This is a genomic window from Anabaena sp. FACHB-595, from assembly GCF_048568275.1.
Classification (GTDB): domain Bacteria; phylum Cyanobacteriota; class Cyanobacteriia; order Cyanobacteriales; family Nostocaceae; genus Trichormus.
Window position 1 is genome coordinate 4,071,840 of record NZ_CP183473.1, and the last position, 25,287, is coordinate 4,097,126.

Genomic DNA, 25,287 nt, shown 5'->3' on the forward strand with positions numbered 1-25,287 from the left:
GGTCTGTATTTAACTCAATTGCAAATCGCTATATTTTGATATGATTTATCACGAAAAAAAATAAATTGAGCGCTTAACGCAAAGCCTCCACCCAACCTTGTTTTGCTACTAACCATTTTCTAAACGCGTCATTGTTATTTGCACTTTTTCCACTTGCTTTGGTGCAGGCATATCATTGAAAATAACGATCGCCTGATGAAATGTTTCTCTACTCTGGTTAACCTCACCCATTCTTTGATATGTTAAACCTAACTGGTAGTAGGCTTTGGCGAGATTGCATTTATCAGATACCTTGTTCATGTTGGCGATCGCTTCTAAATGTTTATCTATCGCCACTGTAAACTGTCCCTGTTCTCGATATAATGATGCTAAACAAGATGTAGCCCTCGCTTCCAAAAAACTGAACTGATTTTGACGACAATGGTTAATAGCTTGATGGCACATCGAGAAAGCCTTGTCTATTAAACCTAAATTTTTATAAGTCAAGCTGAGAAATAGTAAGCTAGTGCCTATACCCCAGGAAGTTAATCTGTCGTGAGATAATCCCTCTTCCGCTTCTCGTAACATCAACTCTACGTTTTCATTATTGCCCACAGAGGAATCTAAATAAGCTAAACAACACAGAGAATAAACAACATATTGATAATAATTTCTGTCTGTTGCCCCTAGATTCTTGACGTAGTAAAAAATCTCACTTGCTCGCTCAATTTCCCATAAATCTGTGTAACAAAGACCTAAATTGAAACTACTGGAAATTCTCTCTTGCAGAAAGTTATTTTTTTCAGCAATCTCATTAGATTTATAGTGGCATTCCAGAGCTAATTTGATATTGCCTATTTGGTGATAAGCTCGCCCCAATAGATTATACAGAATATTCAAATGATAGTCGGAATGTAAATTATGAATGAGGGGATTAATCACAGAAATTAAGGTTTCCAACAAACCCAATCGATTAAATAAAACCCCCAAAGATATACTGTGATCCCACTTTTTGGGTCTACTACGAATAATCACATCAGCAGCTTTTTCATAATCCCCAATTTCCATATAGTGATGATAAGCTTCCAACGCCATCAAAGCATCTTGAGGGTTTTCCACTTGAGTAACACTCTGATTCCAAAATTCTGCTGCTTTGTGGTTAGCAATTTGCCATTCACCACTTTGTTTTAATCTGGCGATCGCCTCTGTACAAATCACCGGATGTAACCAATATTTTCCTTTACGAAACTCTATCAATAAACGGTCTGTCAGATATCTAATTACTCGCCTAGCTTGTTGTTCTGGCACATCCCAAAGTAAACATTGTAATCCCTGAACACTCACATGAGTAACATCTTGATAGCGATAACATCCCAAACGACAAAGCAGCCGATATGCTTCACTATCCATTTGTGCCAAACGGTCAAATTGACTAGCAACTAAATTTTTTAATTCTGGTTCAATTAATAAATCATGCTTATTTTCTCGCCAATAAATATCTGCATTGCCTTCAAAATCTGTAGTAATTGCACCACTAATAATTTGCATAGATTTGGCATTTCCACCAAAAGCTTTACACATTTCACTTAGTGCAGGTGAATTAGATTTAATTTGACAACTAGTAAAAAACTTTTGCCAAGTACACTCATCTAAACCCCCCAGGGGATAGAAAGTCACATCTACATCTGATTCATACAGACGCTCACGACTAGTAATCAAAGTGATAGATTTAATACTAGGGTCTGCTAATACCCGCAACAGTTCTACATAGGAACGACGAGAAGCAATAATCTGACCATTTCTATCCAAAGCAGACTCAAGATTATCAATTAAAACCCCTATTTTGCGCGTTTCATCCCGCAGCTTGCGCCGTAGCCTATCTAGATTAATACCAAACTCTTTACCCGGTTCCTCATTAAAATCAACCCTCAGCCATTCCTCAACCACACTCTCCACAGAAACGATATGTTGGCTTTCCTTAGCCATCCACAACTCTAGGAAATCAAAACCTTGAGCCTTAAAATACCGCCGAGCTAAGGTAGTTTTGCCAACACCACCTTCACCTTGGATGAGGATAATTTTCGCGCCTCGGACAACATAGCTATCAAGTTCGGCTATTTCGCGATCGCGCCCCACAAAGTTATAATCCAGTTCTTGTGGCTTGCCATTATTGAGGACTGGATTTACAATAGGCGACATCTTTTGTAGTCTATGAGATTGCCAAAATCTCTGCACCACTGAAGAAAAGTTTGACTTCGAGACTTTTTCCCCCAAAACGTTCGTCAGTGTTTGCCACAATTGTGCGCCAACTGCTTTTAAATGCGCTTCCGTATAACCACAAATATCAGCAATATTCTGATAAGTTTGTTTTCTATCCTCCCATAAATTACGTAGAATTATTCTTTGAGTTGTGCCTAAACGTTCCCCTGTTTTTCTATAAACCAAACTATCCAAAAGCTCTAGAGCTTCTTCTGCACCCATCTATCGCCTGACTGTATCATTTGTGCTTAATTATAACCATATTTTCACGATTTCACTTTTGGCCACAATACTACAAACTACTTTTTCCTACCCAGTAGGAAATGAGATGTCTTACTTTATCCAACTGCAAATTCTTTGAGACTGTATTACTCTTGTAATCAATACAGGCAAAGTTAAGTTAATTGTCAGGAGATACACGGTTGAGGAGAGATGTTAGTGATCAAGCTGATACTTCTGGCGTACTCATTAACACATATAACTAAGTAAGTCTTCATTCCCAGAGAAGATTTATCTCAGTAGGTTCCTATAGATAAGCGGTAAGCATTAACTAACTAGATTCTGTAGAGCGTGTAAATACTTATGTTCCTCTCCACCCTACAGGAGTTCCATCATGTTGAAGAATGAAGATACCCTACTAGTTCGTTTAGTTGCTAAGTTCTTGAAATACTTTTTGTTGATGCTTTTTGGAGTGGCGATCGCTTACGTGCTTTCCACAGCGTTAGGTGCGTTACACATCATCGAGATACTGGTTGCAGTATTGCAAACCGTGTTTATGCCCTTGGGAGTTATCCTCTTGTGCTTAATCACAATCATGGTCATTTTCGAGTCTGTTCGTTAGTCCAAATCAAAAGAGTGCAAAAATTTTTGCACTCTCAAATTCTTCCTTGTCAACTATTTACCCGATTCAACACTCATGAACGGGCGTATTTCTCAATGCTTCCCTCTAACCACGGGTTTTACTTCTTCCAAGGTAATTTAGTACCCATTTCCGTCCATGCAGAAAAAACAAGATAGATGATAAGAAAGCCTACACCAGCAAAAAAGGCTAATAATTCGTGATTCATAAAATAAATTGCTATATTTTCCAGCTTTATTTTAGAAAAAACCGCATATTTCAATTATCTTACCCATCGTACATATATTTCAAAAATTAAGTAAGAATCCTATAGACAACAAAAAAGTCCGCCTTAGCGGACTAGCGTAGAAGGGTCAAATGATCGAAATTGACTATGAGATTTTTAAATCCCTTCTTTATTGTTAGCAATTTAGTCTGGAAAATCAAGCATTGTAATGCAATACTTTAGACATAAATCCTGTAATTATGTCTTTTGATATATACTTTCTGCATAGCTTATATCATGGAATAAATATTTCCTGATTTTTGTCAATACCCACAGGAAGTATTTATACTGGCAGATTATTTATTATTTATACTTTTTATAACACAAACTAGAAATCTTATCTCAATATTGCCCAAATTATTGTTATCCAATATCCACGGATTTCCGATCAATGCAAGGCAAAATATGGGCTTACTAGTTAATTCTTGCGCCCATAGGTATTGTGGCATAACAGAGCGCTGCAAACATTTAACGGACATTAATCACCGTAAGATTGATGCTGTTTTCAGCAGACATAAGCCAAAATTTTCAAAAATATAGTCGAGGAAATATCTCTTTAGAAAGTTGAATAATCAAAGATATCGCAGTTAATATTCTCAATATAGAAAATACTTGTTCTTACAAAATATTGCCCCATCCCAGCTAGCTTACGACGCTTTTCTAGAGGTGTGAGTAAACAAACTGGAAGCAATTCAAGACATCTTTTTCGTAGAAACTATTGACTATAATGGCGATCGCCAGTAAAGTGTTAAGCAAATGTAAATCAGTCAGCCTAATCTTAATTGCCCCAAACATTGAGGCAATTAAAGAGCGGAGGAACCAAAAATGGGGCGTATTTTGGATTATCCAAAAAGGATATCTCTCAGTCCTAGCCCGTCAGCTAACTTCGTCGGCATTGAGAGGAGATTGAACGTACAGATTTTTATATAATGTCTGTCGTCAGTGTCCTTGGCTGGTAGCTTTACGCTTCGTTTTACCTGCCCTCGACTAGAGGGATGGATACTTATGTCCTAAATTCTGGTGTCTGAGGAAGAAGTAGTTACCTTGAGGTGAAGCTCACTATGTTCCAAAATAAAAAACATCGGATCGCACTTATTTCTGTTTCTGGAGATCCAGCCGTTGAAATAGGTCAAGAAGAAGCCGGTGGTCAGAACGTATATGTTCGAGAAGTAGGCTATGCACTAGCCGAACAAGGTTGGCAAGTTGATATGTTCACTCGCCGTATCAGTCCCGACCAGGCCGAGATTGTCCAACATAGTCCTAATTGCCGCACTATCCGCTTACAAGCGGGGCCGGTTGAATTTATCGGACGTGATCACGTATTTGATTATTTACCGGAATTTGTTGCCGAATTCCAACGCTTCCAAAAGCGCCAAGGTTATAACTATCAACTCATTCACACAAATTACTGGTTGTCATCTTGGGTGGGAATGCAACTGAAAAAGCAACAACCCTTGGTGTTGGTGCATACATACCACTCATTAGGAGCAATCAAATATCAAACGATCGCAGATATACCCGCCATTGCGAATCAGCGATTAGCTATAGAAAAAGCTTGTTTAGAGAGTGTAGACACAGTAGTTGCCACCAGCCCCCAAGAACAGCAACATATGCGCGCCCTGGTTTCTAAGAAGGGACGCATAGAGATGATTCCTTGCGGGACTGACATTAATAACTTCGGAAACATTGAAAAGTCGGCTGCACGGGAAAAACTGGGAATTGAGCCTGATGCCAAGATGGTATTTTATGTAGGTCGTTTTGATCCCCGTAAAGGCATAGAAACCTTAGTCAGAGCGGTTGCTCAGTCTAGGTTGAGAGGTGAAGCAAACCTCCAGTTAGTAATTGGTGGTGGTAGCCGTCCTGGTCAAAGTGATGGCAGAGAGCGCGATCGCATTGCGAATATTGTGGCTGAACTAGAACTGAACGATTGCACCACCTTCGCTGGTCGCCTAGATCATGAAATCCTCCCTTACTACTACGCTGCGGCTGATGTTTGCGTTGTCCCCAGTCACTACGAACCCTTTGGTTTAGTTGCTATTGAAGCGATGGCTAGCAAAACTCCCGTAATCGCCAGTAATGTAGGTGGATTGCAATTTACAGTAGTTCCAGAAGTCACAGGTTTACTTGCACCTCCACAAGATGAGTCAGCTTTTGCTACAGCCATAGACCGCATATTAGCCAACCCAACTTGGCGAGATCAGCTAGGCACAGCCGCCCGCCAGCGAGTGGAAACCACCTTCAGCTGGGCCGGTGTAGCATCCCAATTGAGTCAGCTATACACTCATCTGTTAACTCAAAATGCGCCAGAAAAGAAGGAAAAAGAGGCTGTTGCAGCGTAGTTAAAGTGAGTTTGGTGGAACCTAACCCCAATCCGGTTCCAAATTTAGGGTGCGTCAGTGCGATATAACCTAAATATACTCAGAAATTACTCATACTGACGCACCTTACCAAACCTTCTAATCAGTCTTTCACCCTTCCTGTAGGTGCGCCTCCCTTGGAGACTCACGTTAACAAAGGGAAATTAGGATAAAATCCTGTTTCTAAGTCTTACGAGTCGTGATGCGTAAAGCCCCCAATTATGAGGGACAAAACCAATAAGTTTTGTCCCTCATACGTCTTTTAAGTGGGGGATATAAGCTTTGGAGGATGAATTTATTCATCCGTGATGCGGGTCATTTATGTACTCTAAGACTTTCTGGGTGCTAACTTTCCCTGTAGTGTCAAACATATACGAATGTGTCCACAAACTAGGTAATCTCATTAACTCTGGAAACTCTTGTCGCAAATATCTTGATGACCTACCCTTAAATGCTTTAACTATTTGAGATATTGAATGATGCGGGTCATATTCAACCAATAAATGAATATGGTCAGGGGCAATTTCTAGTGCTTTGATAATCCATCTTTTATCATTAGCAACTGACTGAAATATCTCAATACATCGTAATTTTAATTTTTCATTATTAGCAAAAACCCTCCTACGTCTACATGGTATCCAAACTAAATGAACAGTAGCCAATCCGATTGCGTGGTTGTAGTGATTATATACAGATTTCATGTAGATGAGTATTGATTATCTACACTACTAATGATATCATAACCACATGAAAACCTTGAAGTTCAAACTGTACCAGCACAAAAGAAATAGATTTCTCAAACGCATGATTAATGCAGGTGGGGCAATCTACAACCATTGTATTGCTCTACATAAACGCTACTATCGTATGTGGGGCAAACACTTAAACTGTGCAAAACTTCAAGCTCATATTGCCAAACTGAGAAAGCGTAACCCATTTTGGCAAACAGTAGGTTCTCAGGCGGTACAAGATATTTGTCAACGCATTGAGAAAGCCTACCAATTATTTTTTAAACACAACAAGAAGGGGGTTAGACCACCAGGATTTAAGAAGGTAAAAAAATACAAATCATTTACTCTAAAACAAGCAGGTTATAAGTTTTTGGATGGAAATAGAGTAAAAATTGGGAGTAAAATTTATCAGTTTTGGAAGTCTAGAGAAATTGAGGGGACAGTCAAAACATTAACTATTAAACGCACACCATTAGGTGAGTTGTTTATGGTTGTGGTGGTTGACGAAGGTAACAAGCCAGAAACCAAATTCATGACTGGTAAGATAGCGGGATTTGATTTCGGTTTAAAAACCTTTCTCACTTGCTCAGACGGTACAACAATTGAGTCTCCCCAGTTTTTTAAGCAATCCCTAAATGCAATTAAAAAAGCCAGCCGACAGCATTCTAAGAAATTAAAAGGTTCAGCCAATCGTGAGCAAGCTAGAAAGAACTTAGTACGCAGGTATGAAGATATCTTTAACCGTCGTCGTGATTGGTTCTGGAAGTTAGCCCATGAGTTAACGGATAAATTTGATGTTCTCTGTTTTGAAACCTTAAACCTTAAAGGAATGCAACGACTTTGGGGAAGGAAAATATCAGACTTGGCTTTTGGTGAATTACTGCAAATTCTAGAATGGGTTGCCAAAAACAAGAATAAACTGGTTGTTTTCATTGACCCGTGGTATCCCAGTAGCAAAACCTGCTCTAGCTGTGGACATATTTTAGAAAACCTAGATTTGTCAATTAGACGCTGGCGTTGTCCTTCATGTCAATCTGAAAATGATCGGGATGGAAACGCTAGTTTGAATATTAAAAGAGTCGGGAGTTCGACTCTAGGCGTAGGAGATGTTAGACAGTCCCAGACTGCAATCTCTGTCTGATGCCTGAATCCCCCGTTTTCAAAACGGGGGAGTGGCTCAAGGCTTACCTCTGTCCACGAAACGCTACGCGTAAGCGTCCCGTAGGGAACATAGAGAAGGAAAGATGGCTTTTTCATCGGTTCTGGTGTACACCGTTTATGATGGTTACTTAATCAAATAAATTTAATGCCTGAGCAAATGCAGGTTCTTCTGTTTTAGTTTGCATAATTGATTTGACTAAATAAATAAAATTACCATCTAGTTGATTATCGTTTTCAATTGTCTTGCTAGCCGCATAAAAGCTCGTATCATCAATACTTAATTCATTTGTAGTGCCAGTTTGAAATCCTGAGAGTTTTTTATCCCAAGATAGTGACTGACCGCGCAAAGTAAATTGAAACCAGGAAATTTCGCCATCTTCAAACTCAAAAAAAACATCAAAATAGGGTTCTTCGCCTTGAAACCAAATTCTAGTTTTCCCCTCATTTTGACTTTTCTTGAGTAGTTTATGTTCGATTTTTCTTAATGATTTACCCAGTGAGATAATTTCATTTGCACTTAATAGATTATCGGTATTTTTCATACTTAAAAGTTGGGAGTATTTTAATCATTCAAGATAGTAGATGCTATATTTATGGAAAAATTAATGGTGGTTAAATAAGCTGATTATTTAATATTATCTAACAGCATTAGATGTAGATATTTTACCTTGCTCAACAAAAAGGATTTGCGATGAGTTTAACCACTGGGCATCAAAAGAACTGAGGTGAGTTGTAGTAATTAAGGTTTGAAATCTGTCTTGAATTGTATCCAGTAATTGATTCTGGCGAGATGGATCTAATTCTGCCAAAACATCATCAAGTAAGAGTAAAGGAGGTTCTTTAACAACTTCCTCAATTAATTGCAGTTCTGCGAGTTTGAGAGCTAATACCAGCGTGCGTTGCTGACCCTGAGAACCGTATTGACGGGCTGGAGTTTGATTGATAGTTAATTCTACTTCGTCCCGATGGGGGCCGACAAGGGTAGTACCTCGGTAAATTTCGGGAACGGCTCGTTGCTGTAACTGGCTTAAAAAAGCTTGCTGCACCTCTTCGGGTTGATTTTTCACCAATTGCACATTAGGCGTATAGTTGATTTGCAGAACTTCTGTACTACCACTAATACTGGTGTGCCAAGCAGTAGCTAGGGGGGCAAGTCGAGCTAAAGCGCGATCGCGTCTCCTAATTACCTTTGTTCCTGTAGTAACCAATTGCGCGTCCCAAATAGCCAGGGCTGAGTCTTGAGTAGTGAGTGCTGAGTCTTGCAACTTCTTTAAATAGGCATTGCGTTGACGTAACACCTGATTATATTGCTGCAAAATATGGGCATAAACTGGCTCAAGCTGAATCAGGAGAGTATCCAGCCAGTTGCGCCGGACTTCAGGACTACCACGCACCAGTTCTAAATCCAAACTGGAGAACTGCACCGCATTTAACACACCTAAAAAATCCATTTGTCGCCGCAGAGGTTCCCCATTCAGGGCGACCGTGCGGCGACCATTACGCCGCAGAATCAGACTGAGGTCACTAACCCCTGTGTCTCGCTCCAAAGTGGCGTTTATTTGGGCTACTGGTTCCTCTTCTTGGACGAAATCGCGATCGCGTGCCATCCGGTGCGATCGCAATGTCGCCAATAACTCCACAGCCTCCAACAAATTCGACTTTCCCTGAGCGTTATTACCCACCAAAATAGTTTTGGCAGCCGTAAACTCAACCTTTTGGTCGTAGTAGTTGCGAAAATGTCGGAGGTGTAGAGTCTTGAGGTACATAAAAAACAATAGGGATATCAGACAGAATTAAAAACGCAAAATTTAAAACTCAAAACGGGAGATTTTGAATTTTGAATTTTGAATTGCTAAACAGTCCTCTTACCCATAAAGCGGAAGAATAACTTCTCCATCTCCACCCAAACAAACATCAAGGCGCTGAAGCCGACGCAAATTGCTAACTCGTCAAGTGGTAGCCAGTGAGTGCCAAAGAAATCCCGCAGGGGTGGAACGTAGACCAGCATGAGTTGCAAAATTGTTGTGACAACAACTGCCCCTAATACATAAGGATTTGAGACAGGATTCGTCTCTATGGTGAGTTGGTTGTTGGAGCGAATGGCGATCGCATGACCCATTTGAGCAATACACAGAGATGTAAAGACCATTGTTTTCCAACGCTCAGGATCGAGTCCTGGCCCTGTCACTGCGTGGGAATGATCATAAGCCCATTTCATCAAGATAATACTGATGATGGCAAAGACAATCCCGATACGAATCATGTAAGAACCCAAGCCTCTAGCAAAAATGCTTTCACGGGGGCTGAAGGGTGGGCGCTTCATCACATCAGGTTCGGGCGGTTCCACAGCCAAGGCTAAGGCTGGTAAACCATCTGTTACCAAGTTCATCCAGAGAATTTGTAGGGGTGTTAGGGGTACTCCTCCTAGTCCCATGAGTGGTGCAGCCGCAATGGTGAGGACTTCGCCGATGTTGCTGCCCAGGATGTATTTGATAAAGCGGCGGATGTTGGTGTAAACTACCCTACCTTCTTTAGTTGCGGTGACAATAGTAGCGAAGTTGTCATCAAGTAGCACCATATCGCTGGCTTCTTTACTGACATCTGTGCCAGTAATACCCATAGCGATCCCAATATCAGCTTGTTTGAGGGCTGGGGCATCGTTCACACCATCGCCCGTCATGGCGACGAATCTACCACGACGTTGCAGCGCTTGGACAATCCGCAATTTGTGTTCTGGAGATACCCGCGCATAAATGCTTACTAGGTCTACTTGTTGTTCTAATTCCTGGTCATCCATCCGTTGTAATTCTTGACCAGTGAGAACTCTGTCACCTTCTTGGGCAATACCCAGGTCTGTGGCGATCGCTCTTGCTGTTAGTTGATGGTCGCCTGTAATCATAATGGGGCGAATACCAGCTTCTCGGCACTCTTGGACTGCTGCCCGGACTTCAGGACGTGGGGCATCTAGCATCCCCACCAAGCCCAGCCAAACCATTCCTTGTTCTGATGTCTCATCCGACCCTTCCGGCGGCACTTCTGCCAAGGGTTTGTAAGCAAAACCTAATACCCGCAGACCTTTACTAGCCAACTGGTCATTTGCTGCCAAAATTTGTTGACGTTGTTCGTCATTGAGGTGGTCTGAGTTTGCACCCAAGTGAATGGCTGTGCAACGTGCCAAAATCAACTCTGGGGAACCCTTGGTAAACATGATGTAAGGTTCACTGTTGACCAGACCTGCCAAGGTGGGATCAACGGTTGCCATTGTCGGTTCACCTGTGGCTACCTTCTCTACCTGGGAAATGACGCTCATGCGTTTACGTTCCGAAGAAAACGGAAACTCTCTCACACGGGGTAACTTATAGTTCCACTGGTCTTTTTCAATGCCTGCTTTACCTGCCAGTGTCACTAATGCCCCTTCTGTAGGGTCGCCTAAAATCATCCATTCCCCTGCTTCTTTTTGTAGTACTGAGTCGTTACAGACAGCACAAGCAACTAACAAAGCGGGAATTTCCGGATAATCTTCCGCCGGCACGTTTTGACCATCTAGCTGAAACTCGCCCACTGGTGCATAACCTTCACCTGTGACGCGAAAAGTTTTATGGTTTGTGTAAATTGACTGCACTACCATTTTGTTCTGGGTGAGTGTCCCGGTTTTATCAGAACAAATAGTAGTTACAGAACCCAAGGTTTCTACGGCTGGTAGTTTACGAATTAAGGCATTACGCCGCACCATGCGCTGGGTTCCCAGTGCCAAGGTAACTGTAATTACGGCGGGTAAACCTTCGGGAACTACGGCTACTGCCATACTCAAGGAAACTTCTAATAAGTCTCTCAGGGGGCTAAAATTCCCTGCTTGAATGACACCACCCACAACGACAATCGCCACCAACACCAAGGAACCGCTTACTAGAACATTCCCTAGCTGAGTCATCCGTTGTTGCAAGGGGGTAGGTTCATTTTCCACCGACTGCAACATGGTGGCAATTTTGCCTAGTTCCGTGGTCATGCCAGTATTAGTTACTAGCACCTTGCCACGACCTTGGACTACTTCAGTACCTTGGTAAACTACATTAATGCGATCGCCTAAAGATGTATCTTCTGGTAGTTGTAAAGATGCTTGTTTATTTACGGCTTCCGCTTCACCAGTTAAAGCCGACTCTCGCACCTGTAAATTAGCTTGTTCAATCAAGCGGCCATCGGCGGAGATTTGCACCCCAGCCTCTAACAACATCACATCCCCTGGGACTATATCTTTGGCTGCTACATCTACCAACTTACCACTACGGATGACCCGCACAGAGGGAGAGGCGAGTTTTTTCAATGCCGCGAGGGCTTGTTCAGCACGACTTTCCTGAACATAACCGAGAATACCATTGAGGATGACAATCGCTAAGATGGCGATCGTATCTTTGAAAGGTATTTCCCCAGGCTTGAGTTCACCTGCTTGCCAAGAGATAAAATCTAAAGACCCAGAAATAAAAGCTACTGCAATCAGCATCAACAACATAATGTTCTTGAACTGATCAAACAGAATCTCCCAAGCGCTACGGCCTCCATGTTCTTCTAGCTCGTTGGGGCCATATTTTTGCAACCGTTGTTCAACTTCTTCGGTTGTCAAGCCACTGTCTGCATTACTATTGAGCAGTCCTAGTGCTTTATCAACTTCCAAGCTGTGCCAAGTAGTGGAACTTTCAGGCAGAGAATTAGCAGACATTGTGTAAGTCACAGAAAATGGTTACAAAATTCGATCATAATTTAGTGATGGACGGAAAACCATCCACCAAAGTTACATTACATCTATTGTCTAGATGTATGAGTACTAACTTAAGTCGCTACTCATCGAGAGGAGCGATGGTAATTTGGTTATGGGTAATTGATCATAGTTTTTCCCATTACCTATGACATTAGATCCAAAAGTTAATTTATTACCTTGTGGTGCATATGTATTATTTCTTCAGCCAGAGTTTTCTGGAAGACATTTTACTGATAATTGAGAATAACACCCAGTCTGATTTTGGATTACAAATGCCATGCCACAATTAATTTTAGGCGTGCTAACCGTTAAATAAATATGCTTAATATGAGTTTTGCACCCACCAGTTTGACAGTTAGCCAAATGTCAGGGACAAGGACAATTAGACCATTGACAGCTGCTACTTTATGTGGCATTGCTTTTATCCAGGATAGACTGATCGCCATTGACAGTATCAAGGGGCATTTACTAGAAATTGACCCGAAAACTGATAACAGCAAGATTCTCAACCCTCACCAAGCCAAAGAGTTTACAGATGTAACCGGTTTAGCTGTTTGGGAGGATAACCTTTGGGTAACTCGCGGTAACAGTGTGTATGTATCTAAGCTCTCATCTTTAGGCTTGGAACATTTTGTCACGTTACCTTATAGCGCCGACGGTGTTGCTGTTTGGGAATCAACAGTTTACGTTAGTTGCCATAGGTTAGGTTACATTCTGATTTTTGACCGCGATACTCGTAAAGAGATTACCAGATTTTATGCCCCTGGAGTTGGGGTAGAGAATTTGGTTGTCAATGGTAATACATTGTGGGTGTGCGATCGCACCGAACAAACAGTCTACTCTATGGATAGGGCAACTGGGGAGGTAATATTTAGTGTTTTAACTCCCTTTGAATCACCTACAGGCATAGCGGTACATTTAGATGCCGAAACAGGTAAAGAAAATCTTTATGTTGCCTACGCCTCAGAAGAACCCTATATCCGGGATAATCCCAATGCTGATCCTAATCATGAATTAACGTACCGCGATCGCACTTTTATTCACCCCCTCTACTATCATCACCAGCCAGATAAACACTACGCCCTTTCTAACGGTTATTTAATCGAAATGTCCTACGCTGAGGAAATTTCGCCTTTAGAAGAGGTGTACATCCCAGAGGTAGAATGGCGGATTGCTCTCCCCTCAGAAACTGAACGCCAAAAAATTCGACACATTGAACCCATCGGTATACCTTTCACAGAAGAAGTCATTGACGGACAACGTGTTGCATTATTTAAATTTGATGCCCTAGTTCCTGGTGAACGCCATATCTTTGGCTGGAAAGCATTATTAGAAGTCCGAGGCATTAAGTATCGCATCACACCCAAAGAAGTAGAGAATATTCCTGAACTATCACCGGAATTTCAAGAGCGCTACTTGGTGGATGATGACGATTTAGCAATGGACACTAGTATAGTCCGCCGCGCTGCTGAAGAAGCTGTTGGCTCAGAAACAAATTTGTTGCGGAAAATGTACAGCATCCGTAATTATGTTTACGATGAGCTATCTTATGGTATTAAGCCATACATAGATACACCTGATATCGTTTTAGAGCGAGGCATTGGTTCCTGTGGCGAATATGTGGGTGTGTTACTTGCTCTTTGCCGTTTGAATGGTATTCCTTGCCGTACCGTGGGCAGATACAAATGCCCCCCACAAGCCGAACAGCAAGGAGTTCCCCTGCAACCAGATTTTAATCATGTGTGGTTAGAATTTTACATTCCTGGCTTTGGCTGGTTGCCGATGGAATCTAACCCTGATGATTTGGGTCGTGGTAGCCAGTACCCTACTCGCTTTTTTATGGGCTTATGCTGGTATCACATTGAAATCGGTAAAGGTGTTTCCTTTGAAACTATCAGTAGTCAAGGTAAGAGATTAACCAAGGATGATATCCCCATAGGTGATTTGGCGATTAATCACATTCGGTTTACAATTGTCAAGGAATTACCAGATTTTTGAAGCTGCTCCTACAAGAATGAAAAATGGACAGAGGGAATGATGATATCTGCCCTCTGCCCTAAAATTTGGTAAGTAAATTGGGCATACACTATTAGATAATTAAGGGTAATCGATTGTCGAAGTCTGCATCGATAATCTGATTTCCCTTAAAACAGAGTCAAATTTATGAAAAGCTTATTGTTAGGGTTAATAGCTGTATTGGCATTTGCTCCCAACGCATACGCAGCAAACATCGTATATAGTGAAAGCTCCCAGGGGGACTTCTCTGGCAATAACTTGAACCCGACAAAACTCAACCTCTCCCAGGGTTCCAATATCATTGTTGGCTCCACAACCGGTAACCCCAATCTTGACCAAGATTTCTTTTCCATTACTATTCCCTCTGGTTATACACTCAAAAAAATCATTTTGGCTGGATACAAGGGACTAGATGACGATGTGATAAATCAAGGATTTTTAGCAGTACAAGCAGGTTCCCTGATTGAAGATGGCACTATTACTGGCAATAATCCTCAATTACTTGGTGCAGCCACGATTGGTGCAGAACCAGGAAAACAAGTTGGCGATAATATCCTAGACGATTTGGCTAAAGCTGATTCCATCCGGGGCTTTTCATTTGTCGGTTTCCCTAGTGGTGTACTTACACAGGGAAATTACATCTTTTGGATTCAGGAAACTAAGAACGGTATAGAAGAATATCAATTAGATTTTGTACTTTCCCAAACTCCCGAACCTTCCGCTATGTTAGGTCTAGGTATGGTTATGGGTATTGGTATGCTGTTGAACCGGAAGCAATTACTCCACTCCAGATAATCCAGCCAGTGCCATCCTTAAATACCCTATAGAGATGCGAACGCCAAAAAAATTCGCGCATTAAGAAATTCAGATTGTGTTCTAGTTTTTTTGGCGCACTGGTATTATAAACTACTCACGGCTTGAGCAATTAGTTGGGATAGAAAAGGCAAAATCTCCCGACTGTTGGCTTGGGCTTTACCTTCTGTGAAAACTACTAATAAATAGGGACGCTGTTCTGGTAACTCGATATAGGCTGCGTCATGACGGACTTGACTTGTCCAACCGGCTTTTGACCAAATTTGTGCGTCTTGGGGTAAACCGCCGCCTAAAAAACCTGTGATTTGGTCTTCTTCCACATCTTGGGGTAAATCATGAGGGTTGAGACTGCGTTTGAGTAAAGCCATCATGGCTTGCGATCGCCCACTAGAAACAGCCACACCACCCACGATACTATGTAGCAAACGTGCGATCGCATTTGTGGTTAGCATATTGCGATTTTCAAACATTTCCCCATAAAATGCCCTCTCCCGTCCATAAGGGCCATCACCCCAAGTTTTTTGACAGACGTTAATTGTCTGCATATCTTCCCAACCCAAAGACTGGTAATAGCGATTAATAATATGACGTTGATATTTCCAAGTGTCATAGGGGCCTGGTGGTAATTCTGGCCCTGAAGTTGTGCCGGTCAAAATATCTACTACTAAGCTGGTAGCATCATTGCTAGAATCAACAATCATATCGCGCAAAGCTCGCTCCAACTCCTTAGAAGGTTGGGTCATGGCTTTCTCTAGCCATTCGTTGGCTGTTACCAAGTAGAACAATTTAACTACACTCGCCGGATAAATCCGTTCCACGCCACGATAGCTAAAACCCCGGACTGGATGATTCCAAAAAGCATCGGGAGTTAACGCACCACCAGTATTTACTGGTACTGGTGGATCATACACAATCCAAGTTAAAGCAATTTGGTTACGGGCTAAAGTCGGAAATGCCGTCCAAGTAGCTTCTAAAATACCATTACCCAGATTTTCTAGTTGTTCGTCTTTTTGAAAAAAAACCATTGCAGAATGCTCTCTAATTTAGAATCGTCCATCCAAAGCCCCAAATTGGGAGAATACCAATGTCTTGCTGCGTTGAATTTATATGATTCTCCTGAATGTACCAGCTTGGCTACTCAGGCCGCAGTCGGGCGACATTTGCGGGTAACATCAAATCAGCAAGGTGCGGCAGTTGAGGTGTGTTTATGTGAGGATGACTACCCAGGGTGGCTATCCCTTGGAGACTGGGGTTTATTAAAACCTGCTACTGTACTTTATCAGGCTAAATCATTTTCGGAATCGGAAATTAAAAAACTGCTACCAGAGGCGATCGCTTTTACTCAAAAAGCCATGCAACAATCAAACTATTACCTCTGGGGTGGCACGGTCGGGCCAAATTTTGATTGTTCTGGTTTAATGCAGGCGGCGTTTGTATCTGCGGGAATTTGGCTACCCAGAGACGCTTATCAACAAGAGGCTTTTACCCAAGCAATTACTATTGACGAATTAACACCGGGTGACTTGGTATTTTTTGGCACTCCTGTAAAAGCCACCCATGTAGGACTGTATTTAGGAGATAGTCATTACATCCATAGTTCTGGTAAAGCACAAGGACGCGATGGGATTGGAATTGATATCCTTTCGGAACAGGGAGACGTGGTAAGTCGGTCATACTATCAGCAACTACGAGGCGCTGGCAGAGTTGTTAAAAGTTACGAACCACAAAGACACTAAGGACACTGAGGAATATGAGGAATGGAGTAATTTCAGCCAGGGTGAACGAAGGAAATGAAAGTATTTCCGCCATGATTCCCGATGTTTCCCTGGTGGTTCCAGTGCATGATGAAGTAGAAAGTCTGCCTTTGTTATTAGAGGCGATCGCATCTACTTTATCTACTAGTGGGTTGAGTTATGAAATTATTTGTGTGGATGATGGCTCAACCGATGGTTCAGACAAATTTCTCAAAGAACAAGCGTGCATCCGTCCCGATTTGAAAGCAGTGATTTTGCGGCGGAATTACGGTCAAACTGCGGCAATGGCAGCTGGATTTAACTATGCTTTAGGTAATGCGATCGTCACCTTAGATGCTGATTTGCAAAACGATCCAGAAGATATTCCGATTTTATTGGCAAAGTTAGGGGAAGGTTATGACTTAGTGAGTGGTTGGCGACATAAACGCCAGGATGCAGCTATCTCCCGCTTACTTCCTTCCAAAATTGCTAACTGGTTGATTGGCAAAATCACGGGCGTAAAACTGCACGATTATGGCTGTTCTCTCAAAGCTTATCGCTCCGAAGTCGTGGCAGATATGAATCTGTATGGGGAACTGCACCGCTTTTTACCAGCTTTGGCTTATATCGAAGGGGCAAGAATTACAGAAATTCCTGTACGACATCATGCCCGACGCTTTGGCCGGAGTAAATACGGCATTTGGCGGACGTTTCGCGTCCTCATGGATTTGTTAACTATCTCTTTCATGAAGAAGTTCCTCACGCGTCCAATGCACGTTTTCGGCTTGTTAGGATTAATCTCCATGATTTCGGGTACAGGTATAGGCATCTACTTAACTTTTGTCAAGTTGGCTTTAGGTGAAATGATTGGCAATCGCCCTTTGTTGATTTTGGCGGTGCTGTTACTTGTAACGGGGGTACAGTTATTCTGCTTTGGTCTTTTGGCAGAGTTACTGATGCGTACATACCATGAATCCCAAGGCCGGCCAATTTATCGCGTGAGAGAAGTTGTAGCAAAAAATGGCAACTAAGGTAAAAATATTAATCAAGAAGAAATCAGAATTCTGATTTTTTTGTTAACAAAACATTTAGCATTAAATTGCATCTGCCTTGAAAGCCTTTAATACATTTGACGCAAGTTTGCGGCTTAACCTGCTGATTCTATTTACAGCAGGTTTATTGTTCTGGTCGAGTACTGCTACTTTCTTGCCTACTCTGCCCTTATATATTGAGGATGTGGGAGGAAGCAAGCAAGAAATTGGCATTGTGATGGGTGGTTTTGCTATTGGGTTGTTAGTATTTCGCCCAATGCTGGGACGACTGGCGGATCAAAACGGTCGGAAGTTGCTGTTATTAATTGGGACAATAGTGGCGACAACTGCCCCCTTTGGTTATTTGGCATTTAAATCCATTCCTTTATTGATGCTGGTGCGTGTCTTTCATGGCGTTAGCATTGCTGCTTTTACCACTGGTTACAGTGCTTTAATAGCAGATTTAGCCCCTATGGCCATTCGTGGTGAAATCATCAGTTATATGAGTCTCACAGCTCCCCTCGGCTTGGCAATTGGCCCGGCTTTAGGGGGTTATCTACAAGCTTCAATTGGTTATCCAATTTTATTTTTAATAGCATCCGAATTGGCTTTTTTGGGGTTATTGGGGGCGATTCAAGTTTCTAATCCACCTATGCCACAACATCGCCAAGCAACGGAAAAGGATAGTAATTTCTGGCAACTTTTAAGTAGCCCACGGGTGAGAGTGCCGACTTTGGTGATGTTACTCATCGGTATAGCTATCGGTGCTGTACATATTTTTTTACCCCTGTTTATTAAATCAACAGGGGTGGAATTTAACGCCGGACTATTTTTTACTATCGCGGCCATTGGTAGTTTCAGTTTGCGGGTGTTTGCGGGTAAAGCTAGCGATCGCTTCGGTCGGGGTTTGTTTATTACTTTCGGTATCATGGCTTATATGTTGTCATCCTTCTTGTTATGGCAAGCCAACAGTGCCATTAGCTTCGCTATTGCGGCGGTTGCTGAAGGTTGTGGCGGCGGAACAATGATTTCGATGATGACGACGATGATGGCAGACCGTTCACTACCACAAGAACGAGGACGGATTTTCTCTATTTGTATCGCTGGATTGGATTTAGGGATTGCGATCGCTGCCCCTATTTTAGGTTTTATTGCTGAAGCAACTGGCTATCGCAGTATGTTTGCCTATACGACTGCTTTAACGTTCCTAGCCTTACTAATTTTTCTGACCAGTTCGAGTAAAAACCTGACTAATTCCCTCCGCTTTGCTTTGGGTCGTGGTCAAGATGTCTATTCTCTGCATAATAGTAACTAGTCAGACAAAAAATAAAGGCAGAGAAGATATTTCTCTGCCTTTATTTCTGAGACGGGCGAGGAGGGATTCGAACCCCCGACACCGTGGTCCGTAGCCACGTGCTCTAGTCCACTGAGCTACACGCCCTTACAAGAAATATATACTATCACCATTTTTCCTAATTATGCAAGCCCCTTTTCCCAAAAATTCTGCAAACCTTACTCATCTAGATGGCCAGGGACAGGCACAGATGGTGGATGTGTCTGATAAAGCACAAACAATTCGCCAGGCGGTGGCGGCGGCTCAGGTACGGATGCTACCTGCAACTTTAGAAGCCATCCAAGCTGGTAACACACCTAAAGGTGATGTATTAGCCACCGCTAGGCTAGCTGGGATTATGGCTGCTAAACAAACAGCCAATTTGATTCCCCTGTGTCATCCTTTGCCATTACAAAAAGTTGCGGTCGAGATTACGCCAGACCCCCAACTTCCTGGTTATCAAATCCAAGCCACAGTCAAAACTAAAGCCGAAACTGGTGTGGAAATGGAAGCTTTAACTGCCGTTTCTATTGCTGCTTTAACTTTGTATGATATGGCAAAAGCTCTAGAAAAATCGATGCAAATTGAATCAATTAGATTAGTTAGTAAAACTGGCGGAAAATCAGGAGATTATTTTCCACCAGCACCATAATTTAATCTATTTCACCTATAGCTTTGTTCACATCTGTGGGGTTTTCATATTCCTCATCTTCTGGCAATTGCTCTAATAGGGAAATTATTTTTTGATCGGCTCCCTGCTGTTGAGCGTGCTGAATTAGCTCTTGCTTACTAGCAGGATAGTCAACACCTTTTAAGTGTTTTTGGATTTGCACTGGGTTAGCTTTAGCCATCTTTTTCTACCTCTAAAGATTATTGCTATCTTCACAAGTAATTTTGTTGGCTCCCTCTATCAAAAAGCTGAATCATTTTTCGTCAACAATATTGTAAATGTCGCTCAATTGGTTGATGTAACATTAATTATATTTGGGCAATAAAATTAACCAAAAATTATTGCTCCAAAATTACAACCAGTTTTAAATGTGACCTTGATATGTTGAATAAATAACTATATCAAAATAAATGTGTAAACCAGTAGGTCAAAGCCTACCCTACTGATAAAGTATGCTTTTCAAAGTTTAATCTGATTAATATTGACAAATCAAGCTATTGTGATTTAGCAGTAGATAACGCGATGTGCGACTTATTGTTTCGTTACACAAGTTCGGTGTATGAACGATTGAAAAGAAAATTCCCACAATCCGCACTGGAGCGAGAAAATCGTTACCAGTGAATGGAATGCGGGAAAAATGTTTTCTATTGAAGAGTTTATCATTGCCGTATTTTGCTGTGTTGACGACGTGCTGATGGAAATCACCCAGATATACCCAATCAAGAGACGAGGTTTTGCTCCGAGTTTAAGGGAGAGTGAAGTTTTAACAATGGAAGTAGTGGCAGAGTTTTTGGGAATAGATGCTGACAAAGACATTTGGAAATACTTTCACCGTCACTGGTTAGGGCTATTTCCTCAGTTAAAGAGTCGCTATGCTTTTATTCGTCAAGCAGCTAATTGTTGGCAGTACAAGGAACTCATACAACAAAAATTAGCACAGTATTTAGGAGCATACTCTGATCAACTTCATTTGATTGATGGATTACCAATACCTTTGTGTGGCTTGAGTCGCGCTCCCAACTGCCGAAGTTTTAAATCCCTTGCAGATTATGGTTTTTGTGCTGCTAAAAAACAGACGTACTATGGGTTTCATGGGCATTTAATCGTTAGTGGCACAGGAGTTATTAGTGGGTTTACCCTGACTCCGGCAAATGGCAGTGAACGGGACGCACTTTGGGATTTAATCACGCGAATTAAAGGTTTATTAATCGGAGATAAGGGCTATTTAAGTCAGTTCTTGTCAGGAGAACTTAAAGAAGTGGGTATTACTTTACAAACCCCTTTGCGTTCTAATATGTCTGACTCTCGTAGCCGATCTTCAGTGCGATTAATGCAACGCTTTCGTCGCCTAATTGAAACAGTAATTGGTCAATTAGTTGAGAGATTTCATATAGAGAAGATTCGAGCGAGAGATATGTGGCATCTTACCAGTCGGCTCAATCGCAAGATTTTAGCTCATACCGTCTGTTTCTGGCTTAATCGCCACAATTGTGACCCTCTTCAGTTCGACGATCTTGTTACAGAATATTAAGTCGCACATGGCGTTAGATAAATACTTTTCTCTCTAAAACAATAATATTTGATGGGTTTTTAGGAAAGTCAGTACTTCCTGATTGTTATATTTGGCAAAGTTTGTATAACAGTAATATCTTATTAGCTGACTTGAAAATTAAACGAACTTAACATAGGAATGCTCTAAAACTTTCAAAATCATGTTCATTTTAGAGAATGATCCATTAGAGGCAGGACGTGTATATAAAAGCACGGGCGCACTACCCAAGAATATATTACGCTCAACAGTTTATCGAGCGTGGGAAAGATCCCATCTGCAAGGAGCTAATCCCCACGCGTTACAAGCAGAAAAGCTCTCACGTTTGGAGACAGAACGCTTAGTAGAGCAGCAGAGTTATTTGCTTAATGTTGTGCGTCCTTATTTTCAAATTTTATCCCAGGCAGCTGGTAAAGAACCTCATGCAGTTATGTTAGGCGATCGCCAAGCTATTTTACTAGGCTTAACAGGTGATGCACAAACTATCAACTCGCAATCTTTTCCTCAAGCTGGTTCTTTATTATCTGAAAGTGTAGCTGGTGCTAATGGCGTTGGTACACCCCTAGTAGAAGAAGATTACGTAGAAATTATCGCCAGCGAGCATTTTATTGAAGGCTTCCATCCTTTTACCTGTCAGGGTATCCCTTTACGTAATGAAAAACAAGAAATTGTGGGAGTATTGAGTATCTCCTCACAACGTCAGGATGCAGGACAACGACTAAAAGAAATTTTATTGTGTGCGTCTCGTGCTGTCGAGGCAGAATTCTTAATAGCAAACCTAGAAAAAGATATTCATAATGTACTAGCCTCTAATCCTGACGACCATCAACCATTAGAAGAACTGCGTCAAGATATCATCCAAGCGCATCATGCTGCGCGCTTAAAATTGGAAGTCAGCTCTCGGATGGTAGCGGTGAATCGCCTAGATTATGCCAAACAGTTACTGCAACAAGCTGAAAAATCAATTCGGATATTTCAACGCCATGCCTCAATTTGGCGTAATTTAGCTTCTAGTGACGTTGCTTCAGTGAAAACTATCTCTCTAACTGACACTATCCAAGATTTTGTGGAGTTACTATCCACGGAAGCTAGCATCCGTAAGATAGAAGTCGTCACTAACTGGCAAGAGCCAATTATAGTCACTACCGAACCAGCAACTCTTTTACGGCGTTTGTTACGTTATTTTTTGCAATCTTTTGATATGGCAGGCAAAGGGGGAACACTAGAGGTGGCTGCTCAAAGGATGGCAAATTCCGAACTTGTCCTAGTGAGTTTTCTGGCTATTGCAGCCTTAAATACATATCCATTAGAGCCAACCCCATTAGTTTTTTCCATACCAATAAAAAATTAATAATTTATGAACACTCTGAATTTAGGAAGAGGAAAGGTTTTAATAGCTGATGATGATGAAGATAGCCGAATGATGCTCTCTTTTGTATTACAGGAAGAGGGGTGGGAAGTCTATGAGGCTTGTAACGGCAAAGAAGCTCTAGAAAAAGTCATTGAAGAGAAACCGGATTTATTGATTTTAGATAATAGAATGCCAGAGTTAAGCGGCGTTGAAGTTTATCAATATCTACAAGCAGAAGGTATTAACATAGCGGTTGTCTTAGCCACAGCATACGGTTATTTGGACGAATTAGCTTCATCCTTGGGGGTGGAGTATTTTATTCATAAACCCTATGAGATTCCCAAGTTACTGAAAATGGTAGAGTCTGCTTACGCTCATTCTCGTAACTAACTTAGTTACTTTCAGGCTGGTGGGAGATTGTCGGGGTCAACACCGAGACTACGCAAATAAGCTGCTAACTGTTCTACACGTTGGCGTTTTTGTTCTAACAGTAATTCAGCTTGTTCTGCCCGTTGATTTAATTCAACCGAGCTTAAGAATCTTTGCCCATCTGGTCGGTAAATTATGCGTAACTTACAAACACCTGAGTATAATCAGGGTGTGTTGAAATTTGTAACAAATATTTATGCCTCCTCGTTGGCCTCGCAAACCCGATCGCAAAGACCCAGAATTTCGCAAGTTAGATGACAGGATGAATTTTGCTGTCCATGTAGCTGTTGCAGCGACGATTAACTCTGGTTTATGGTTTTTCCAAAACATCACCTTAGCTAAATGGGAATGGCTACCATTGCTAACGGCTGGTTGGGTGATTGTATTGTTAGCGCATCTAATTTATATTGTGGCGATCGCTAACTATTCACCTACACCACCTAAATCCACCTGAAGACGGACTGCTAAAGCTAGGGCAATTGTAACCTGTGGCTGTACATTCACCCGTTGAATTGCGCGATAATGATTATTAGCCTGAGAGTTCGCGCTCTTTTTTTATATGGGGTGATTTTTATGGCTAAGACTAATACTACAGAATTGCTAGAGGCCCTAGCGGCGGAAATTGGCGAAAGCGTTTATATAGATATTGCTAAATGGCATCTATATTTAGCTGATGCCAAACTACATACTGTTGTCGCTGAACAGTTATATCCCTTAATTACTTCCAACTCAGTTCATGAAGACAGAGTGATCAAAGTACTAGAATCCATTCCTGTAAAAATTGGCGGTGGTAGGCGAGAACTGCCTTTGATTGACTTATTACCACTGCAATGTCAGGTAAGTCTGGTGGATATTTTAGAAAAATATCAACGCGAAATATAATTCTTTAATTCAGATTATCGCAGCATTTCACTTTTTACACCCCTTAATTGAGGAGGTGAAATCTATGGCTGCTTATGAATTTCACGATGAATATACTCTGGCTGAAACAGCAGACAAATTGGGTAAAAAAGCTTTGCAGCTAAATTTAATACCCAGCTTTGTTGTGCGTTATTTTGCCGATAGCAGACAATATTATATTCCTGATGAAATAAAATCTGAATCTCTAACACCAGAAGAAGCATATATGCGCTTTAGGAAATTATTAGAAGATTCTGGTAATTAAGCTTTTCCCGATTAAATAGTTAATAGTGAGGATACTGGTATGCTTTTACAAACAAAAGACACTAGCGATTTAGTGAAAGTTGTTGATATTCAAGAGTTGATTGACCCAAATATTGACATTGTTCATGGGCAGGATCAGGAAGGTCAAGAAGAACAAGATACGGATTCTTTCAAAAAAGAAAATCTCGTGTTTCCTTCCGGCGAAAGTCTTCCTCGTTGTTGGTTAGATGCCAATTACCGGACAGCTAAGGCTTCTTAATTTTTTTGATAAAAATATCCCCGGCTTTTTAGAAGAGTCGGGGATATTTGGCTATTAAGGGGGTAATTAACTCTCTATTTAGGAAGCAGCTTGTTCTGGTGATTTAGCGGTATCGCTACTTGATAATTTGGGAGAAATTGCTTTAGTAATCCAATAAGTAAAAATATGGGATAAAACTCCCAAAGGCCCAGCAAATAAACAAAGTGTGAGGGAATGAATTGTCCAAATTCCCGTTTTCTGCCCTTCCCAATATATCCAGCGACCGACAAATAAATCCATCACTAAAAAATGAATCCAACCAGTTGCGGCTGCTGTTTCGTCAGCAAAGAAACGAGCGATATCTGCTAATTGGGGATTAGATAAAGCTTGGGCATTTTCTGGAGTAATGCTGGTGATAAATAGATATAGATAGGCTCCAGCTAAGGGCAAAAAGATTAGATATGATTCCATTACTCGCCGTGTGACTTTCCAGTTGGGGAGAAGAATCATTAACGCCCAAAATGGTAAGACGAAAACATTAGCGATGTTAAATAGTTGAGTGATGTTCATTATGGGAATGGGGAATGGGGATTAGG

Annotated in this window: 24 protein-coding genes, 1 tRNA gene and 1 riboswitch; of the genes, 16 read left to right on the forward strand and 9 right to left on the reverse strand. The window is 41.5% G+C overall.

Annotated elements, in window-relative coordinates; all coding sequences use genetic code 11:
- Positions 1-108 precede the first annotated feature (108 nt).
- Positions 109-2,460, reverse strand: coding sequence for a tetratricopeptide repeat protein (locus ACN222_RS16845; protein ID WP_010997518.1), 2,352 nt, complete (start codon positions 2,458-2,460; stop codon positions 109-111).
- Between the two features lie 391 nt (positions 2,461-2,851).
- Here ACN222_RS16845 and ACN222_RS16850 point away from each other — a divergent pair, with 391 nt between their 5' ends.
- Together ACN222_RS16850 and ACN222_RS16855 are read left to right on the forward strand one after the other, a co-directional pair.
- A complete protein-coding gene (locus tag ACN222_RS16850; protein WP_010997519.1) occupies positions 2,852-3,079 on the forward strand; it encodes a hypothetical protein in 228 nt (75 codons plus the stop codon).
- Positions 3,080-4,121: 1,042 nt separating this feature from the next.
- A riboswitch (cyclic di-AMP (ydaO/yuaA leader) is annotated at positions 4,122-4,272 on the forward strand.
- Positions 4,273-4,423: 151 nt separating this feature from the next.
- Positions 4,424-5,701, forward strand: coding sequence for a glycosyltransferase family 4 protein (locus ACN222_RS16855; protein WP_044521731.1), 1,278 nt, complete (start codon positions 4,424-4,426; stop codon positions 5,699-5,701).
- Positions 5,702-6,018: 317 nt separating this feature from the next.
- Here ACN222_RS16855 and tnpA read toward each other — a convergent pair whose 3' ends face one another.
- A complete protein-coding gene (gene tnpA / locus ACN222_RS16860) occupies positions 6,019-6,420 on the reverse strand; it encodes an IS200/IS605-like element ISNsp2 family transposase (RefSeq protein WP_010997522.1) in 402 nt (133 codons plus the stop codon).
- A 46-nt stretch (positions 6,421-6,466) separates the two neighbouring features.
- Between tnpA and ACN222_RS16865 the strand changes: the two genes are divergently transcribed.
- A complete protein-coding gene (locus ACN222_RS16865; protein ID WP_010997523.1) occupies positions 6,467-7,591 on the forward strand; it encodes an RNA-guided endonuclease InsQ/TnpB family protein in 1,125 nt (374 codons plus the stop codon).
- 148 nt (positions 7,592-7,739) lie between these two features.
- On the opposite strand, the gene ACN222_RS16870 is transcribed toward ACN222_RS16865, so the two are convergent.
- From ACN222_RS16870 to ACN222_RS16880, 3 genes are all read right to left on the reverse strand, one after another.
- Positions 7,740-8,153, reverse strand: a complete 414-nt coding sequence (locus tag ACN222_RS16870) for a hypothetical protein (RefSeq protein WP_010997524.1) — start codon at positions 8,151-8,153, stop codon at positions 7,740-7,742.
- 93 nt (positions 8,154-8,246) lie between these two features.
- Entirely contained in the window at positions 8,247-9,377 is a 1,131-nt protein-coding gene (gene recF / locus ACN222_RS16875; RefSeq protein WP_010997525.1) for a DNA replication/repair protein RecF, read from the reverse strand.
- A gap of 86 nt (positions 9,378-9,463) precedes the next feature.
- Positions 9,464-12,325, reverse strand: a complete 2,862-nt coding sequence (locus ACN222_RS16880) for a cation-translocating P-type ATPase (protein ID WP_044521735.1) — start codon at positions 12,323-12,325, stop codon at positions 9,464-9,466.
- A gap of 357 nt (positions 12,326-12,682) precedes the next feature.
- On the opposite strand from ACN222_RS16880, the gene ACN222_RS16885 reads away from it, so the two are divergent.
- On the forward strand, positions 12,683-14,362 hold the full coding sequence (locus ACN222_RS16885) for a transglutaminase domain-containing protein (protein ID WP_010997527.1): 1,680 nt from the start codon (positions 12,683-12,685) through the stop codon (positions 14,360-14,362).
- A 165-nt stretch (positions 14,363-14,527) separates the two neighbouring features.
- Positions 14,528-15,175: a PEP-CTERM sorting domain-containing protein gene (locus tag ACN222_RS16890; RefSeq protein ID WP_010997528.1), complete on the forward strand. Its 648-nt coding sequence runs from the start codon at positions 14,528-14,530 to the stop codon at positions 15,173-15,175.
- A gap of 104 nt (positions 15,176-15,279) precedes the next feature.
- On the opposite strand, the gene ACN222_RS16895 is transcribed toward ACN222_RS16890, so the two are convergent.
- On the reverse strand, positions 15,280-16,218 hold the full coding sequence (locus ACN222_RS16895) for a serine hydrolase (protein WP_010997529.1): 939 nt from the start codon (positions 16,216-16,218) through the stop codon (positions 15,280-15,282).
- 6 nt (positions 16,219-16,224) lie between these two features.
- Here ACN222_RS16895 and ACN222_RS16900 point away from each other — a divergent pair, with 6 nt between their 5' ends.
- The 3 genes from ACN222_RS16900 (at position 16,225) to ACN222_RS16910 (ending at position 19,272) form a co-directional block, all read left to right on the forward strand.
- Positions 16,225-16,929, forward strand: coding sequence for a C40 family peptidase (locus ACN222_RS16900; RefSeq protein ID WP_010997530.1), 705 nt, complete (start codon positions 16,225-16,227; stop codon positions 16,927-16,929).
- A 14-nt stretch (positions 16,930-16,943) separates the two neighbouring features.
- Positions 16,944-17,957, forward strand: a complete 1,014-nt coding sequence (locus ACN222_RS16905) for a glycosyltransferase family 2 protein (protein WP_010997531.1) — start codon at positions 16,944-16,946, stop codon at positions 17,955-17,957.
- Between the two features lie 79 nt (positions 17,958-18,036).
- Positions 18,037-19,272, forward strand: coding sequence for an MFS transporter (locus ACN222_RS16910; RefSeq protein ID WP_044521740.1), 1,236 nt, complete (start codon positions 18,037-18,039; stop codon positions 19,270-19,272).
- 52 nt (positions 19,273-19,324) lie between these two features.
- Here the strand turns inward: ACN222_RS16910 and ACN222_RS16915 are convergent.
- A tRNA-Arg gene (locus ACN222_RS16915) sits at positions 19,325-19,398 on the reverse strand.
- Between the two features lie 37 nt (positions 19,399-19,435).
- Here ACN222_RS16915 and moaC point away from each other — a divergent pair.
- A complete protein-coding gene (gene moaC, locus ACN222_RS16920) occupies positions 19,436-19,942 on the forward strand; it encodes a cyclic pyranopterin monophosphate synthase MoaC (protein ID WP_010997533.1) in 507 nt (168 codons plus the stop codon).
- 1 nt (position 19,943) lies between these two features.
- Here the strand turns inward: moaC and ACN222_RS16925 are convergent, their stop codons facing one another.
- A complete protein-coding gene (locus ACN222_RS16925) occupies positions 19,944-20,141 on the reverse strand; it encodes a DUF2795 domain-containing protein (RefSeq protein ID WP_010997534.1) in 198 nt (65 codons plus the stop codon).
- A 456-nt stretch (positions 20,142-20,597) separates the two neighbouring features.
- Here ACN222_RS16925 and ACN222_RS16930 point away from each other — a divergent pair, with 456 nt between their 5' ends.
- From ACN222_RS16930 to ACN222_RS16960, 7 genes are all read left to right on the forward strand, one after another.
- Positions 20,598-21,491 (forward strand): IS982-like element ISNsp1 family transposase, encoded by an 894-nt coding sequence (locus ACN222_RS16930; protein WP_010995738.1) that lies wholly within the window; start codon positions 20,598-20,600, stop codon positions 21,489-21,491.
- A 181-nt stretch (positions 21,492-21,672) separates the two neighbouring features.
- Positions 21,673-22,860 (forward strand): sigma-54-dependent Fis family transcriptional regulator, encoded by a 1,188-nt coding sequence (locus ACN222_RS16935; protein ID WP_010997535.1) that lies wholly within the window; start codon positions 21,673-21,675, stop codon positions 22,858-22,860.
- A 6-nt stretch (positions 22,861-22,866) separates the two neighbouring features.
- Positions 22,867-23,250 (forward strand): response regulator, encoded by a 384-nt coding sequence (locus ACN222_RS16940; protein WP_010997536.1) that lies wholly within the window; start codon positions 22,867-22,869, stop codon positions 23,248-23,250.
- Positions 23,251-23,485: 235 nt separating this feature from the next.
- Positions 23,486-23,743, forward strand: coding sequence for a hypothetical protein (locus ACN222_RS16945; RefSeq protein WP_010997537.1), 258 nt, complete (start codon positions 23,486-23,488; stop codon positions 23,741-23,743).
- A 119-nt stretch (positions 23,744-23,862) separates the two neighbouring features.
- On the forward strand, positions 23,863-24,171 hold the full coding sequence (locus ACN222_RS16950) for a DUF3181 family protein (protein WP_010997538.1): 309 nt from the start codon (positions 23,863-23,865) through the stop codon (positions 24,169-24,171).
- Positions 24,172-24,235: 64 nt separating this feature from the next.
- Positions 24,236-24,454, forward strand: a complete 219-nt coding sequence (locus ACN222_RS16955) for a hypothetical protein (protein WP_044521742.1) — start codon at positions 24,236-24,238, stop codon at positions 24,452-24,454.
- A 39-nt stretch (positions 24,455-24,493) separates the two neighbouring features.
- Positions 24,494-24,712: a hypothetical protein gene (locus ACN222_RS16960; RefSeq protein WP_010997540.1), complete on the forward strand. Its 219-nt coding sequence runs from the start codon at positions 24,494-24,496 to the stop codon at positions 24,710-24,712.
- A 78-nt stretch (positions 24,713-24,790) separates the two neighbouring features.
- Here ACN222_RS16960 and ACN222_RS16965 read toward each other — a convergent pair whose 3' ends face one another.
- Entirely contained in the window at positions 24,791-25,261 is a 471-nt protein-coding gene (locus tag ACN222_RS16965) for an ABA4-like family protein (protein ID WP_010997541.1), read from the reverse strand.
- Positions 25,262-25,287: the final 26 nt, after the last annotated feature.